This is a genomic window from Luteolibacter arcticus (assembly GCF_025950235.1).
Taxonomy (GTDB): domain Bacteria; phylum Verrucomicrobiota; class Verrucomicrobiia; order Verrucomicrobiales; family Akkermansiaceae; genus Haloferula; species Haloferula arctica.
Map to the genome: position 1 here is coordinate 377874 of NZ_JAPDDT010000002.1, position 16280 is coordinate 394153.

The 16280-nt window shown below is 64.5% G+C and carries 9 protein-coding genes; 4 read left to right on the forward strand and 5 right to left on the reverse strand.

Annotation, left to right across the window (positions count from 1 at the left end; genetic code table 11):
- Nucleotides 1-86 precede the first annotated feature (86 nt).
- From OKA05_RS06275 to OKA05_RS06290, 4 genes are all read left to right on the forward strand, one after another.
- Nucleotides 87-1109: an A/G-specific adenine glycosylase gene (locus OKA05_RS06275; protein WP_264486260.1), complete on the forward strand. Its 1023-nt coding sequence runs from the start codon at nt 87-89 to the stop codon at nt 1107-1109.
- Nucleotides 1110-1164: 55 nt separating this feature from the next.
- Nucleotides 1165-1926 carry a S1 family peptidase gene (locus tag OKA05_RS06280; RefSeq protein WP_264486261.1) on the forward strand — a complete coding sequence of 254 codons (762 nt, stop codon included), beginning with the start codon at nt 1165-1167 and terminating at the stop codon, nt 1924-1926.
- Between the two features lie 21 nt (nt 1927-1947).
- Nucleotides 1948-2343: a hypothetical protein gene (locus OKA05_RS06285; protein ID WP_264486262.1), complete on the forward strand. Its 396-nt coding sequence runs from the start codon at nt 1948-1950 to the stop codon at nt 2341-2343.
- Between the two features lie 65 nt (nt 2344-2408).
- Entirely contained in the window at nt 2409-4502 is a 2094-nt protein-coding gene (locus OKA05_RS06290; protein ID WP_264486263.1) for a TonB-dependent receptor plug domain-containing protein, read from the forward strand.
- 97 nt (nt 4503-4599) lie between these two features.
- Here the strand turns inward: OKA05_RS06290 and OKA05_RS06295 are convergent, their stop codons facing one another.
- The 5 genes from OKA05_RS06295 to OKA05_RS06315 all read right to left on the reverse strand — a co-directional run bounded on the left by OKA05_RS06295 (nt 4600) and on the right by OKA05_RS06315 (nt 16257).
- Nucleotides 4600-6906, reverse strand: coding sequence for a transglycosylase domain-containing protein (locus tag OKA05_RS06295; RefSeq protein ID WP_264486264.1), 2307 nt, complete (start codon nt 6904-6906; stop codon nt 4600-4602).
- 206 nt (nt 6907-7112) lie between these two features.
- On the reverse strand, nt 7113-12893 hold the full coding sequence (locus tag OKA05_RS06300) for an alpha-2-macroglobulin family protein (RefSeq protein WP_264486265.1): 5781 nt from the start codon (nt 12891-12893) through the stop codon (nt 7113-7115).
- A 116-nt stretch (nt 12894-13009) separates the two neighbouring features.
- Nucleotides 13010-13510, reverse strand: a complete 501-nt coding sequence (locus tag OKA05_RS06305; protein ID WP_264486266.1) for a hypothetical protein — start codon at nt 13508-13510, stop codon at nt 13010-13012.
- 145 nt (nt 13511-13655) lie between these two features.
- Nucleotides 13656-15587: a right-handed parallel beta-helix repeat-containing protein gene (locus OKA05_RS06310; protein ID WP_264486267.1), complete on the reverse strand. Its 1932-nt coding sequence runs from the start codon at nt 15585-15587 to the stop codon at nt 13656-13658.
- 64 nt (nt 15588-15651) lie between these two features.
- Nucleotides 15652-16257 carry a DUF6940 family protein gene (locus OKA05_RS06315; protein ID WP_264486268.1) on the reverse strand — a complete coding sequence of 202 codons (606 nt, stop codon included), beginning with the start codon at nt 16255-16257 and terminating at the stop codon, nt 15652-15654.
- Nucleotides 16258-16280 lie beyond the last annotated feature (23 nt).

Consider the following 16280-nt stretch of genomic DNA (forward strand, 5'->3'; position numbering starts at 1 on the left):
CAAACAAGCTGAAACTCGGTCTCCCAAGTTTCGTCACGGCAGCTTTGCGGGGTGGCAGATCCCGGATTTCCGGTCATCTTCGGCGCGTGCTGAAGCCCGTCGCCCGCCAGTCCCCGACCGATGATCCCGCGGCATTCCGGGCGGCTTTGGGCGGCTGGTTTGCCAAGCACGGCAAGGATTACCCATGGCGGCGGACCAGCGATCCCTACGCGGTGCTGGTGTCGGAGGTCATGCTCCAGCAAACCCAGATCGCCACCGTGCTGGGGCGCGGCTTTTACACCCGCTTCCTGGAGCGCTTCCCGGATGTCGCCACGCTGGCGGCGGCGGAGGACGAAATCCTGCTGAAAACCTGGGAAGGCCTCGGCTACTACCGCCGGGCCCGGATGCTGAGGGAGTCGGCGAAAGCCGTGCTCGAGCGCCATGGCGGCAACTTCCCCGGCGAGCTGGAGCCCCTGCTGGCGCTGCCCGGCATCGGCCGCTACACGGCGGGCGCGGTGCTGTCATTCGCCTTTGACCGGTCCGCGCCGATCGTCGACGGCAATGTCGCCCGGGTGCTGGCGCGGTTGTTCGACCGCGCCGATCCGATCGATGCCGGCCCGATGCAGAAGTGGCTGTGGGAAACGGCGGATGTGTTGCTCGATCGCGACCACCCCCGCGCCCATAACTCTGCTATCATGGAGCTCGGCCAGACGCATTGCCGGCCGGGCGTGCCGGATTGCCTGTCGTGCCCGGTGGCCGTGTTTTGCGCGACCCGGGATCCGGCATCGCTGCCCGTGAAGGCCAAGCGGCAAGCCATCGAGGAAATCGACGAGCACACCGCGCTGATCCGCCGCGAGGGACAGATCCTGCTATCCCGCCAAGGCCGCGGCCGTCGCGAGGGAATGTGGCGGCTGCCGGTGCGCGAGAAGGCCGATCTTTCCCCGCTCCCCCTGCTGCATCGCCGGAAATACGGCATCACCCGCTACCGCGTGAGCCTGCACGTCCATGACTGTCCGGCCGGCCACCCTGCTGCAATCGAGGCGGAGGGTGATGAGTGGGTAGGGCTTGATCGTTGGGCGGAGTTGGTGATTCCCCCGGCCGACCGGGCGGCGCTGGAGGCGGTTCTTTGAGAGATAAAAGAAATCGCGTGAGCGGCGGCAGGTCTTTTGCTTTATTTCGTCCCGGATGCTTTCGCTTGCCCGCCTGTTCCCGATCGCCCTCGCGGCGATGCTTTTTCCGGCGTGCACCGCCGTCCCCGACGCACCGCCGCCGGATGCCACCCCCCCCGGCCGCGCCGTCCGCCGGATGGCCGCTTCCCGCCTGACCGCGGTGGTCATTTCATCGAAGGACGAACTCTCGCCGTGGGTGGAAAGCCGCTTCACCCAAGGCCAGGGACCGGACGATGCGGACGGCGGCTCCGCGGTGCCAATCTCGCCGGATGGCTATTTCATCACGGCCGATCACGTCCTGGCTCGCTCGGCCGGGCGAAATATCTTCATCATCCACGGCCAGCAGGGCGGCTTGAAGGCGACCAAGGCCCGCATCATCTGGCGGTCTGCATCGGCCGACCTCGCGCTGCTGCACATCCCGGTCGCCACGCCCAATCATTACTCGTGGACCCCCCCTAATCAGTGGCTGCCGGCCGGCACACCGGTGATCCACTCGGGGATCGCGACCGGCTTCCGCAGCGAACCGGGGAAACTCGTCACCGCCATCCCGCCGGGCCGCGGCAATGCGGCGCGGTTCAAGCACGACATCCCGCTTGAGCCGGGCGATAGCGGCGGCGCGGTGATCGATGCACGTGGCCAGCTTGTTGGCGTGAATTCCGCAGTGGAATTCCTGGTGCCGCTCGAGACCGCATTTTTCATTGAATCCGAGGCAAACCGTCCGAACGTGCGGGCACTTCAGCGTGCGATCGAAGCCGACCGCCGGAGTAATCCGCTCTGATTTTCGACGTAACTGCTTTCCATGAAGCTCGCCGCCCTCGCCGCCCTTGCCCTCTCCTCCTGCGTCCCGGTGTCGCAGGGCTGGAATGCAGGCTGGACCGAGCGCGCGGCCCAGGACCGGATCATGCTGGTGCGAAACACTCCGGAGACGCTCGGCCACCGCCGGCTGGTGTATCAATCCGCGGCGCATCCGGACCTCGGGACCTTCCTGGAGTCCCGCGGCATGCCGGATTTCATTGCCGAGACCTCCAGCGACGACCGGCAGTACCTGATCCTTTACTATCTGGAAACGCGCCGGGCTTTTGCCTGCCGCACCCGCCGCAGCAACGGCAGTACCATCGACTTCGCCGGCCCCTACCAGATGACCGAGCGGGAGACGAAAACCCTGCGGGACCTCAAGAGCGAGAGCGGGACCTGAAAAAATTCATCCGACAGGAGAATTTCCCCCAAAGAAATCCGCGCGTCGGTCGTTGAAGCCGACTCATGCGCAAAATCCTCCTTTTACCGTTGGTTCCTGTGGCCGTTCACGCCCAGGACCTCCTGGACCCGCTCATCACTACCGCCTCCCGCATCGAGGCGCAGGAAAGTGCCACGCCCTACACGGTCACCGAGATTTCCGAGGAGTACATCGAGCAGAACACCCGCCGGACCCTCCCGGAGGCCCTGCAGTTCACGCCCGGCGTGCTGGTGCAAAAGACCGCCAACGGCCACGGTTCGCCCTACGTCCGCGGATTCACCGGCCGCCAGAACCTGCTGATGATCGATGGCGTGCGGGTCAACAACTCCGTCTGGCGCAGCGGCCCGGTCCAGTACTGGAACACCATCGATCCCTACTCGATCGACCACATCGAGCTGGTGAAGAGCCAGGGCTCGGTCCTCTTCGGCTCGGACGCCATCGGCGGTACCGCCAACGTTTTCACCAAGTCGTCCGGCTTCGAGGACGAGACCGACGGTGCCTTCTTCACCCACGGCGCGGCCTACTACGAATACCGCAGCAATGGCGACGACTCGCACATCGGCCGCATCGAGAGTTCGTTCGGCGTCGGCGGCAAGTACGGCGTGATGTTCGGCCTGACCGCGAAGGATTACGGCGATATCCGGGATTCCGCCGTCGGCCTGATGCGCAATACCGGCTACCCGGAGCAGGACCTCGACTTCCGCTTCGACTTCGCGCTCAACGAGCAAACCACGCTCACCCTGGTCCACCAGCAGGTGAATCAGGACTCGATCTCGCGCTGGCACTCCACCGTCTTCAATCCGGGCTGGCAGCACTCCGGCCACATCATCCAGCCCGGCACCTGGCTCGCCCGCACCTACGATCAGGAGCGCTCGCTGACCTACGCCCGCATCGAGCAGGAGAACGACGATACCGCCTTCATCAAGCGCTGGAACGCCACCGTTTCCTACCAGACCACGCGTGACTCCGAGGCCCAGTACCGCTCGGCCACCGACCGCCGCTATCAGATCACCGAGGTCGATACCGTTGGCTTCGACGTCTCCTTTGAGTCGCCGATCGGCAATGGCTCGCTGGTTTATGGCCTCGACTACTATCAGGATACGGTCGAGTCCGAAGGCTACCGCAAGCGCGGCGCCAACCCGCTGCTCTACGACCCCACCACTCGTCCGATCGCGGACGATTCGACCTATGACCTGTTCGGTGCCTTCACCCAGTACGTGTGGCGGCCGTCGGATGCCTTCGAGTTCACCGCCGGTGCCCGCTACACCTACGCGGAGGCAGAACTCGGCCGCTACTATGACACCACCGCTGCCGCCGATGTGTATAGTGCCGAGCGCGATTGGGATCACGTCGTGGGCTCGCTGCGCGCGCTCTATCGCATCAATCCGTGCTGGAGCATCTATGGCGGTGCCTCGCAGGCCTTCCGTGCGCCGAACCTGGATGACCTTTCCGGCAACCTCACCGCCCGCTCCGGCGTCGCCGCGACCGGTTCGGTCGATGTCGATCCCGAGGAATACCTGACCTACGAACTCGGCACCCGCCACACGACGGACAACACCTCGCTGAACTTCTCGGTCTTCTACACCGACATCGACGATCTGATCGTCGGCGTGCCGATCACCGCCGGCAATGCCACCACCGTGGCGACCAACGGCCGCGACGGCTACGTCTATGGCGTGGAGCTTGAGGGCGCCTGGCGCTTCCACCCGCAGTGGACGGTTTCCGGCTTCGCCGCATGGCAGGACGGCCGCACCGACACCAGCGCCTTCCTTGGTGGCCCAATTGTCGATGAGCCGGGTTCCCGCTTGCTGCCGCTCACCGGATCGCTGGCGCTGCGCTGGACCCATACCTCGGAGAAGTTCTGGGTGGAAGGCCGCGTGCTGGCCGCCGGAGAAGAAGACCGCCTGACCGCTTCGGATCGCGCCGACAACCAGCGCATTCCATCGCTCGGCACCCCGTCGTACATCACTTACATGCTGCACGCCGGTTGGCTGGCGACGAGCAACCTAGAGTTGACCGCCGGTCTCGAGAACATTTCCAACGAGGACTACCGAAATCACGGATCCGGCCAGAACGAGCCGGGCTTCAACGCCATCGTGGGCGCGAAGGTGATGTGGTAACCGCTTTTCTCCCCCGCGCATACGAGGTTGATCGGTAAATGCAGGGTCGCGGGAGGCATCCCGCGGCCCTTCTTTTCATAAGGGGTGCCGACGCCCCTTACCGCTGCTCCACCTTGATCGTCACGTCGTGCTGCACTCCGGTGCGCTTGTCGGTGGCGATGAGGATGTGGCTGCCGGGCTTCAACTTGGCCACCGCCTCGGTGCCGCCGGAGGAGACCTCCAGGGTCTTGCAGGACCAGACGACTTCGCCGGGCAGATTTGTGGCGAGATGGAGCACGCCGCCATTCGGCAGTTCGGGATCGAGCACGTAGGTCATGCCATGGCGCGGGGCGAGGATACGCAGGGGTGCCTCCGCCGGCATGCCCTCGGCCAGCGCGAAGACATCGCGCCGCCGGTTATAGGACGAGGCGAACCATTCCGCGTACGACGAATCTAGTAGCACGCGGCCCGAGGAATCGCGGTCGGTGGTTGAAGCGAAGAGAGGCAAGCGATCGCTCTGGATCAGCGAGAGAGGACTTTTCAAATGCCGGATGGCAACGGGAAAGGTGGTCGAGTCCGGTTGCTTCTCATCTGCCATCTGCCATCCGCCATCTGCGATCCGCTTTCCCGTGAGCGGATCGATCGCCACCGCGACCAAGCCCTCCGGTCGCTCCAGCCACTGGGGCTTGCGGTCGCGGTGCAGCCGGACCATCGCGGCATGGAAGATCGGCCCGGCTCCCGCGACGCCGGAGACGCCCTTCATCGGCGAGTTGTCGAAATTTCCCGCCCACACGCCGACCGTGAAATCCCTGGTGAAGCCCAGGCACCAGTTGTCGCGGAAGTCGGACGAGGTGCCGGTCTTCGCCGCGCAGCGGAACGGCAGTTCTAGCGGTCCGGCGCGGCCGAAGGAAGGCGCGCGTGCAATCGGGTCGGCGAGGATGTCGGCGATTAGAAAGGCGGAGATGGCAGATGGTGGAAGGGAGATGGCAGATGAAGAATCCGCGTCCGCTTCGTTGGCCATCCAAAGCCTTGCCTGGCGATGCTTGCCGCCTTCCGCCAGCGTTGCGTAGGCATTGGTTAGATCCAGGAGGCGCACCGGGGCATTGCCAAGCGTGAGGCCGAGTCCGTAGGACGTGGGGTCCGAACCGATCGTATCGATTCCGAGTTCTAACAAAAGCTCGTGCAGCGGCCGCACTCCGCCGATGTCGTTGAGGGCACGCATGGCGGGAACATTCAGCGAGCAGGCGAGCGCCTCGCGGACACTGACCGGGCCGCGGAACGTGCGATCGTAGTTCTCCGGGGCATCGAGCCCTTCCTTGGTGCGGAAGCGGGTGGGGATGTCCGCGACGATCGAGGCGGGATGCAGGCCACCTTTTTCGATGGCGAGCAGCCATGTGAACGGCTTGAGCGCGGAGCCCGGCGAGCGGGGAGTGAGCGCGCCATTGATTTGTCCGCCGTTCGGATCATTCCAGTCTCCCGAGGAGACGAGCGCGAGGATCTCGCGGGTTTCATTGTCGAGCACCACCACCGCGGCGTGCTTGATGTGCGAGCCCGCCAGCTTGGCGAGTTCCTCGCCGACGATTCCTTCGAGATCGCCTTGGAGGTCCACATCGATGGTGGTCTGCGCGCGGGTGATGGGAAGGCCGCTGTCGAACGATGGGAGCCAAGGGGCGACTTCTTTTTCCGGCAATGGGCGCAGGGTGAGCGCTTCGGAGCGCGCGGCTGAAGTACGAGAAGTGTCGTAGTTCTTCGCCAACCGGTGGAGGACGATGTCACGGCGGGCGAGTGCACGAGCGGAGTGCTTCACCGGGTTCAGCCGGCTGGGAGCCTGCGGCAATCCTGCGAGCAGGGCACTTTCGCCGAGCGAGAGGTCGGCAAGCGGCTTCTGGAAATAGAAGCGAGCGGCTTCGGCCGGGCCAGTACGGTGGTTGCCGTAGGGAAGGCGGTTGAGGTAGGCGACGAGAATCTGATCCTTGCTCCACTTCATCTCCAGATGCCGGGCAAGCAGGGCCTCGCGAACCTTGGTGCGCAGGTCGCGCTTCGCCGGCGGGGAGGAAAGCTTGATCAACTGCTGGGTGATCGTGGACGCGCCGGAGACCGCGCGCCGGTGAAGCACCGCGTCCTTGGCTGCCCTCGCGGTGGCGAGGAGGTCGATGCCGCCGTGCTGGCGGAAGCGCTTGTCCTCTGCGGCAATGGTGCAGGCGATCAGGTCCGCCGGGACTTCAGCGAGTGAAACCGGCGCACTGCGCGTGAAGTCGGGCAGCACGAGGTGGTGCAGCGGCTTGCCATTCCGGTCGAGCAGGACCGGCGACGCCGGGACTTCTGTTAGCCCGGCGGGCAAGGGGACGCACCAGGGCAGCACGAACCACGCGAAGAGCCCGGCAGCCAGCAGCACCGCGGGGATCATCACGCGCTTGCGACGCATGATCCGCGGCGCAGCCGCCCTTGGACTGCTGTGATCCTTCACAGCTTTCGAATGTAGCCCGGAGTTGTTAGCTCGTTCGATTTGAACCGGGCTTGCAGGATCGCCACTTCCCGCCGGAGAAGCGGACTCCACCCTGCACTCGGAAAGCTGTGAAGGATCACAGCAGTCCGAGGGCCTGCGGCTTTCATCCGGCGGAGTCATTAGGGTCAGAACTCGCGCGAGGCCGAGAGCGCAGTGTTGTCCGGGTCATACATCGACTCCACCTTCGCAGGCGGGGCGACGGCCTTGCCCTCCATGGTGCAGCGGGCGAGGTAGGTGATCTCCTGCCGCCCAGCTCGCCAGACGCGGTCGTAGAAGAACACCGCACGGTCGGAACGCAGCTCGCTGTGCGAGATGCTCCAGTCCTTCTCACTCGTCTTGCCCGCATTGTCGTGGGCCGACTGGCTGGCGAAGTCGCTGTTCACCGTCTCGAAGATGGCGGGCAAGTAATCCTCCACAACGAGATAGCGCGCGTCGTCTTCCGGCAGGATGACCTGCAAGGTCACCTTGACCAGATCGCCCAGCTTCGCAGCTTCCAGCGGCTCGGTGGTGCCGTCCGCCTTCACCCGCTCGTAGAAGCGCGTGATCTCCAGGCCGTTCTTCGCCACCGGCTTTTGTGGCGCGATGGCTGGCTTCGAGGCGAGCTTCACGCGGACATACGCGCGCTGGTCCGAGGTCGCGGAAAGCGCGAGCTTTCCACCGAGCGGGAAGTCGAGCGACACGGCGGGCTTGCCGGCTTCGAGCGTGATCGCCTGCGGACCATCGGCGCTGGTCAGTGTCACGGTTGCGGGCGTCTGTTCGTCGTGGTGTTCCGCGTAGGTTGCCAAGGCGAGCAAGGACCAGGCATTGACCCAGGTAGTGCGCCAGTGGCCATACGGGCTGCGCTCCTGGATCAGCTTCTCCAGCGCTTCGGAAGCCTCGTTGCTGTTAGAGTCCACGGCGGACCACGCGAGCAAGGAGAGCGCGTGATCGTTCTGCCACGTCATCCAGCCGTCGTCTTTCAAGCGCAGCTTGGTCTTGTCGCGCAGGATGGCGGCGGGGTCGCCGGTGCCGGAGGCCTTCGCGGCCAAGGCGAGGAAGGAGCGGGCGCGCGGCGTGAGATCAGCCATGCGGTCCTTCAGGGCGTTCACGTAGGCGGCAGGTTTCCGCTCCGTCATCGCAAGGATCCATGCGGCCCGGCAGGCATTCTCCAGGTCGTAGGCGGAGGTCGAGGCACCGATCCCGCGAAGCCCGGTTTCGAGGTGAGTGGACAGCGCGGCGAGGGCGGCGTCCGGAACTTCCGCCCCGGCCTTCTTCGCGAGGACCAACCCCATGCCGGCATAGGAAGATGCCCACGGCACCACCTCGCGGTCGCCCGGCCAGTAGCCAAAGCCACCGTCCGGCGTCTGCATCGTGAGCAGACGGTTCACGCCCTTTTGCAATGCCTTCTTCACTTCCTGAGGCGGGTGCTTGGCAAAGGCCGGCACCACATTGCGGAGCTGGTCCACGGCCAGCCACGGCATCATCGAGGACGTGGTTTGCTCGACGCAGCCGTACGGATACTGGAGCAGGTAGTCAACCGAGCCGCCGGCTTCTAACAAACGGGAGCGGGACAGCTCGAGTTCGAGTTGTCCGCGGCCGTTCAGCAGCGCGGGATCGAGCCCGTCGAGCAAGTTGGCGTTCTTGTTATCGAGCTTCACCAGCTTCGCCTGACGCAGCAGCGGAACCGGATACTGAACTTGGAAACGCGACTCGACGCGGTCGGCCAGCTTGTTCGCCAGCACCGGCGTGAGTTGCGCGCCATCGAGTGAAACCGGCTCGGCCTTCCACGAGAAGACGGCCTCGCCGGTGTTCTTGAACGACACCGGGAAGATCACCGTTGCGGAGCCACCGGCAGTTAGAGTGATCGTCTTCTCGGTCTCCGCACCGGCGAGCACCGCGACCGGCTCGGAGGCGGGAGGGTTCGGGGTGAAGGTGATCTTCCACGTGCCGTTGAATTCCGACGCGTTCTGCACCAGCGCGCGGATATCGAGCGTGTCGCCTTCATTCGCGAAACGCGGTGCCTGCGGCTCGACCATCAGCGGCTTGTTCACGACAAGGTTCGCCTGTGAGTGACCGAAGCGGCTCTCCCCGTGATGCGCCACCGCGATCACACGGTAGCGGGTCAGCGTGTCCGGCATCTTGAAGGTGGTGGTGAATTTACCCGCCGCATCCGTCACCAGCGCGGGCTGCCAACCGGCGCAGGGATTGAAGTCGCGGCGCAGGGCAGGGGGCATGCTGCCGTACTCGCCATCCCCGCCGCCGATGAAGAAGCCCTTGTTGTAGAAGCTCTGCTCCTCGGGCGATTCGGCGACGAAATGGTCCAGCGTGGTGCCGCAATCCACCCTCAAGCTGCGGGGATCGTAGAAGTGCGCCATCGGGTCCGGGGTTTCGTAGCCCATCACCGCGAGCGTGCCTTCATCTTCCGCATAGAGCGTGACTTCGGCATTCGCGGCAGGCTTCCCGTCGGCCTGAAGGACGCTGCCGTAGATCTGGACGTCCTCGCCCGGCAGCACGCTGTCCTTCGGAATGCCAAGCGTCACTCCCAGCTTGTCGCGGCGGTTCTCCACCATCAGTTCGCAGTAGCCCAGCCGAAGCTGCGGCTCCTTGAACTGCCGCGCGCTGTCTTGCGCGCCCTTGATGACCAGCACGGACACGTAGGCATTCGGCGCGTCGTCGTCGCTGAGCGGGATCTCGACCACCGGCTTGTCCGCCTTCAGCTCGATCATGAACGAACGCAGCACCTTCTCACGCTCCACGGTCACCAGCGCGGTGCCTTCGATTGGCGAAAGCACCAGCACGCGGGCGGTTTCACCGGGCTGATAGAGTTTCTTCTCCGGCACCAGCTTGATCCGCACGCCGTCCTCATAGGCCCACGGGTATTCGTCGCCGCCATAGACGTGGATCGAGGTCGCGGTGGCGAAAGCGCGGCCTTCCGCATCGGTGCCGCGCAACTCGATCTGATGCAGGCCCGGCTGCTGCGGGGCAAAGAGGAACTCGGTGCCCTTGCCGCCGGCGAGGGTCAGCTCGGTGGTGGACAGGTCCTCGCGACGGCTTTCGTTACGCACCGCGGTGCCGCCGTGCTCGTCAGCCAGCCTTACCTGGTCATTGACCTCTCGCGAGAGCTTCGCGGTCAGCTTCAGTTCACCCTCGAAGGCATCGCCTGCCGGTGTTACCGCCACAATGCTGAGCGGAATGCGGTCACCCGCCCGCACCAGTTGGTCGAGCCGTGAGACACCGACATAGACGGACGACGGATGTACTACGGTTTCCGTACGTTCGTTCAATGTCTGGCGGTTCGCGTCGGTCACCTCGGTGGAGATGGCGACCTCGCGGGCCATCGGGAACTCGGGATCGGGCAGCTTGGCCACGATGCGGGCGGTGCCATCCGCGGCGAGCTCGGCCTTGCCGGAGTCGCTGTTGGAGTGGCGCGAGCCGTGGTCATCATCCCAGCGGTAGCCGAAGTAGTGATACCAGTAGCCGAAGTCCTGCGTGCGGTGATCGCCGAACAGGAAGTCGCGGAACTTTTCCGGATAGAAGTTCGTCTCGCTGACAGACGTGAAGGTCTCCACGGCACCCTTTGCGACCGGCTGGCCTTGGTAGTAGGAGGCCTTCACTTGCAAGGCCACTTCCTTCGCGCCGATCTCAGGCTTCTCCAGGGTGTGAGCGATCTCGAAGGCATTGCGCCGGAATTCCTCGACGCGGATGCCGAGGTCGAAGGTGGCATTCTGCTGGATCAAGGACCGCTCCGACCAATCTTCCACGTTTTCGAGCTTCGCGAGCTCGTCGGGATACTCGAAGCGGACGCGATGGTAGCCGGTCGTTTCCGCGGGCAGCTCGAAGCTCACGTCGAAGCCGCCGGTCGGCGAGATCGCGACGTCGCGGCGAAGGATTTCCTTGTTCTTCGGATCGGTGACTACCAGTTGCGCCGGCTTGGCGGCCTCGGCGAGGATGGCATTGCCATTCTGATGGCGGACGATGCCCTTCAGGTGAACGGTTTCAGCCGGCCGGTAGAGCGAGCGATCCGTGAAGAGGAACACGCGGCGCATTTCCATCGGCGTCTCTTCCCACGAGTAGCGGACCGGGAAGCGCCACAGGCCGACGGTAGGCAAGGTGCTGTCGTAGGCCACGCTGTAGCGGTCGGCACCGAGGCTTGCCTGAAGATGGCGTGCGGATTTGTCGCGGGGAATCACCGCCATGCCGTCGTTGCCGGTCTTCGTTCGCTGCAGGCCCTTCGCGTCTTCGCCGAAAGTTGCCAGCTCGACGTCCGGCAGCGGCTTGCCGGTGAGGCAGGAGAAGGCGAACACGCGCGCTTCGCCATCGATGATCTTCCAAGCGAGGCCGATGTCGGTGAGCTGCACGAGTGCCTGCACCACCGGAGACTTCGCCATCGCGTCATCGGAGTCTTCCGCGCCGCGGTCTTCCTTGGCGAGCGGGATGCCTTCTTTCGGCGTGCCAGCGATCTCGATGAAGAAGGCGGCGGGGGGCTGCGGCGCCGGGGTGGCGGGATCCGCTTCCTTCGGGAAGCCGAGGGTGTAGGGCGTTGCATCACCGGCCAGCACCTTGTCCCAATCGAGCACCAGTGGCTGGGTGGTATCGAGCCCGTTGGGGAAGGGGATATCGAGATCCACGAGGGTCTCGCCGCCGAGCATCTCGTAGGGGATCGGGTGGGTCGGCTTGATCTGCTTCCCATCGTGCCCGCTGCCGGTGTAGTGCCGGTAGCCTTGCTGGGCGCGGATCAGATCGGTGCCGGCGAGCCGCTTCACCCGCAGCTTCACCGACGCAAGGTTCACGGTTTGGATCCGATACTTGCGGTTCCCGGAGGCGAGTTGGCTCTCGTCCTGGCTCGGCAGGGCGAGTTCCGGCTTCAGCGGCTCGAACTTAACCGTCTTGGTGGTGGCCATCCCGAGCGCCCGTCCGTCTTGGGAAGCGATCGCACCATTCAGGGTGATCTCCCAACCATTGTCGGCGGAAAAGTCACCGAAGACGTGCAACTGGTCCCCGCGCACCTCGATCCGCTGGTCCTTCAGCTCCGGCTGGATCGTCACGAGACCCGCGGGAAGATCGACCGGTAGCTTCGCATTGAAGTCCACCACGATCCGCCGCGGTTCATCGGCGATCACGCGAGCCGCGAGTTCCTCGACCTTCAGTGCCTCGATATTCCCGATGTGACGCGTCGCGTCCGCCGGAAACTTCGCCTTGCCGCTGGTGTCGGGCAGGCCGGCGAGCATCGACAGCCGCCAGTTGTTTCCCACCGGCAGCGGCTGGAGCGGCGTGACGATTAGCCCGTTCGGCAACTCCGTCTCCGCCTTCATCTCCGGCTGCGGGGGAGCCGCTTGACCACGGCGGGCAAAGCGCTCGCCCCACGAGGCCCCGAGATAGCCCGGTTGCTTCAGCCGGCCGAAGGTCGCGCGCTCGGTCTTCGCGGCGACGCGCTTTCCACCGTCCGCCTCGAAGAAGAGAAATGGCGAGGCCTTGTCGGGCATGACGTCGCCATTGAAGCGCAGGAAGAACGCGGCGGTGCGCGGCGACCAGTCATCCACATAGCGGTCGAGCAGCGCGGCGTAGTCCACTTGGAAGGGATCGCTCGCGACCTTCGCCAGCTCGACGTTGGGAATCGCCGAGCCATCGAGGTGGGAGTGCTTGCCGGTCAGCTTGAAAACATACGTCGCCCCCAGCGCCGGCGTGGCGGCCGGGCGGAATTCGAGAACGTTGGCCTCCTTCCAGAAGAGGGTGCCGGACCAGGATGGCTGGATGTCCAGCCATGGTGTTTTGACTTCTTTGCCGATCCGGTCCGGGCCGGCGACGGCTCGGTCGAGGACCAATTCAATCGTGCTCTCCGGCGTCAGGGACGCCGTCGATACGTGGAGACGAGGTGCGGCGGTGGCACCGGATACGAGGCCCGCCAACAAGACGGCAATGGGGCGCATGGACGTGTGGATATGGTTCCAGCCGATGATACGAGATCAGGACCGGTAGACATGTCATGCACGGCGGAAATATTTTTCAATGAAAGCCTTTGTGAAGATTCCGTGAATCAAGTGCCTCACTCCTTCTCCTGGTCCATCGAGAGCGTGAGCTTCTGGTCGCCTTTCTGCCAGAGGACGACCTTTTTGCCGGGCGCGATTCGCACGGTCGTCCGAAGGACCAGGTCACGATACTCGACGTTTCCACTTTTCGATCGGATAGGGCTCCGGACGCCCAGGGAGATCACGGCCTGCCAAGGGTCACCGGGAGTCAGGACCGCTTGGAAGGTGCCGATCATCGGCTGTTCTTCCGCCACGCCGAGCTCAAGGTCGGCAACGACATCGCGCCCGCCGGTCGTGATCGATTGATCGGTGGTAACGGCACCGAAGACGCTTCCTTCGAGGTGAAGTTTGACGTTGAAGGGTAGAAGGCTTTCGGCCGGTTCCTGGCCCCCTTGCACTTGCCCGGGCTGATTGAAGTTCGGAGGGGCGGGGACCACCCGGGGGCGGCCGGGTTGCTGGGCAATGGCGGAGGCTCCGAAGGCCGTGGCGAGAAGACAGGAGATGACGATGCGATTCATGGCGAATGCTCTGAAGCAGGAATCTGGGTTTTCATTCAAAGGAACTTTCCTGCCGGTGGTTTCTTTCCTGAGTGGCTGGCGATGGCGAAAGCTGAACTCAGCCGTCAGAACTGCTTCAACCGCACACAGAGTGTGCGGACCACGTTCATTGCGAAACCGCGAGTCGCACGAAGCGACTGCCGCCCGCCATCGGGAAGTCCCGCCAGTAGCTGCCGCTGCCGTCGCTTTGCTCCGGCGGGATCGCTGCGGGCCAAGCGCCGAGGTCCACGGAGGACTGCACTTGGTAAGCCAGCTCGGGTGCCTGCTTGCGGTAGCGGAAACGGAAGATGCTTCCCGCCGCTTCACCTGCCGGGCTCAGGTGGAGATCGGGCAACACGGGATTCATCCCTTGCGAGTATTCCACCAGATTGCGCACGCCATCCGCATCCGGGTCGTCGTCATTGCCGGCCGGGGGACCGCCGTCGGGGAGGCTGAAATGCGTGTCGCGCCACGCCTGCAAGCCGGTCATGAATTCATGCGCTCCGATATCGACCCGCCCGTTCGCCCGGCGCGATGCGTTGAAGAAATCCTTCTCCTCCGCGGCGGGGATGAATGCCGGATCGCCGCGATCTTTCGCGAACGAAGAGGCGGTGATCTTGAAATCCGCCGCCGCGGGGTTCACCCCCGGAACCGCCACCGCGAATCCCGGATTACTGAATACCGAGTTGGCGTCGCTCCCCACGGCCGTGCGCCACGCCGCAAGACCGTTGTATGACTTGTTGCCTTGGTCGGCCCCGTTGCCGGTCGGGTTCAGGCCAAACTCGATGCCCGACTCGTTTCCGCCGCAGAAGTAGAGATTGTAGTCGAAGACATTGCGCGGCCCGAACGCGCGCTCTGTCGCCGTGCCGCCTTTGACGTAGTGGACGACCATCTGCTTGGTCTCCTCATTGGCCCACACGATGTTGTTCTTGAAGGTGTTGTCCTCCAGATAGAACTGCAGCGTGATCTGCCCGCCAAAGGTCTTCGCCGTGTCGTTGCGGTAGAGCGTGTTGTTCCGCACCTCGCAGTTCCGCGTCGTGCCGCGCTCGTGGTCGTAGCCGCCCATGATGATCCCGGCGGCGTGGTTGTGGTGCAGCAGGTTATTCCGCAGGCGGATGTGGTCGGTGGAGCCAGCGGCTGCCTCGCTGGCGAGCTCGATGCCGAAGTTGCAGCCATACACCCGGTTGCGCTCCACCGTGATGTTGGTGCCGCCATCGATATAGATTCCGGCCGCCGACTGGTCCCCGCCGCCGGTGGTGAAATTGCCGCCGTAGCCAGGGTTGAAGGCGCTATCGATCCCGTGGACCAGGTTCTCCCGCACCACGCCATCGCGAGCCCGGTCGAGCGCCGTCGTCGGGGCCGAGCCCTCGTAGCCGATCAGGTCGATGCCGATGTTGTTGCAATCGTGGACGTGGTTCCGGCTCACCGTGAAGTTCGTCACGTTGCCGTTCAGCACCAGCGACTCGCTTTGTCCGGTGCGGAGGTGGTGGACCTCGTTGCCATCCACGACCAAGCCGGTGATCGGCGTGGTGGAGGTGCCATACACGCAGATCCCGAAGCCGTTCGATTCCTCGGCCGTGCTGCTTTGCCAGATGTTGTGGACCTTGCAATCGAGCACCTTCAAGCCGCTGCCGCTGCCCTCGATCTGGATGCCGGCCGGGGTGCGCGCCGCATTCGTCGTCTTGTAATTCCGCACCTCCAGGCCGCGGAGGTGGACGTGGTTGCAGTTCTCCACCACCACCAGTCCCACCCGCCCCCCGGCCGGCACGGTGAGCGCGCTGCCATCGATTGCCGGCGCTTCGTTCTCCGCGGCGCGGATGACAATGGGTGCCTCGGCGGTCCCGCTTTTGCCGGAAAGCACCAGCCGCTCCGGATAAGTCCCGGCATGCAGGTGCAGCGTGTCCCCGGCGGAAAGCAGCGGCACGGCGTGAGCGAAAGTCTTCCATGGCTGCTCCGCGCTTCCCGCCCCGGCATTGCTGCCCGTCGGGCTCAAGTGGTAGTCCGCCGCAAACGACGGCACGGCCAGCAGGGTGATCAGCGTCGAGACCCGGAACAACATGCTCCGATCACTGTACATCAATCGCGGGGAGGCGATGATGTTTCGCCGAACTCCACATTTTGTGTCAGGAATCCCAGGTGGCGTAGGCCTTGTGCCGGTAGTATTTCGGTCGGGAATCGAGGCGGAAGTGGAGCCACGAGACGCCCATGCCCGCGGTGCTCAGCCAGAGGGGTGAAGTCGAAACGCGATGCCGCATGCATTTCCCCAGGGTCTGCCAAAAGGCGTCGATCTGGGAGGAGGGAGCCTCGCGCAGGAAGCGCCCCAGGTGAGTATAGTAACCCCAGTCCGCCGCAACGGGTGTCGGGACTACCAGATGGGCGTCTCCACCGAGGTTGGGGAAATCGATCACGCTGTCACCCGCCCGGGCCGCGAAGTGCCCGGAGAATGGCTTGGGGTCGGGCCTCAGGAATTCCAAGGAGGCCCCTTCCACCACCACGAACTCGAAAGGCCGGTCCGCGGTGGAGAAGGTGACCGGCGGAGCCTCCCAGAAATAGGAATCATAGCCGGCTTGCTGAACCGAGAGCGTGAAAAACTCTCGGAATTCCGCGTCGGTTTCCAGCAGCCGCATGACCTCCGAGAACGAGAGCGGAGCTTCCGCCAGAAGGGATACCTTTACCGTGCGATGATCCAATTGCCGGGCCTCAGCCTTCCACGGATGTCGGGCAGACATGAGCGCAGGGTGAGGTGAGGCTC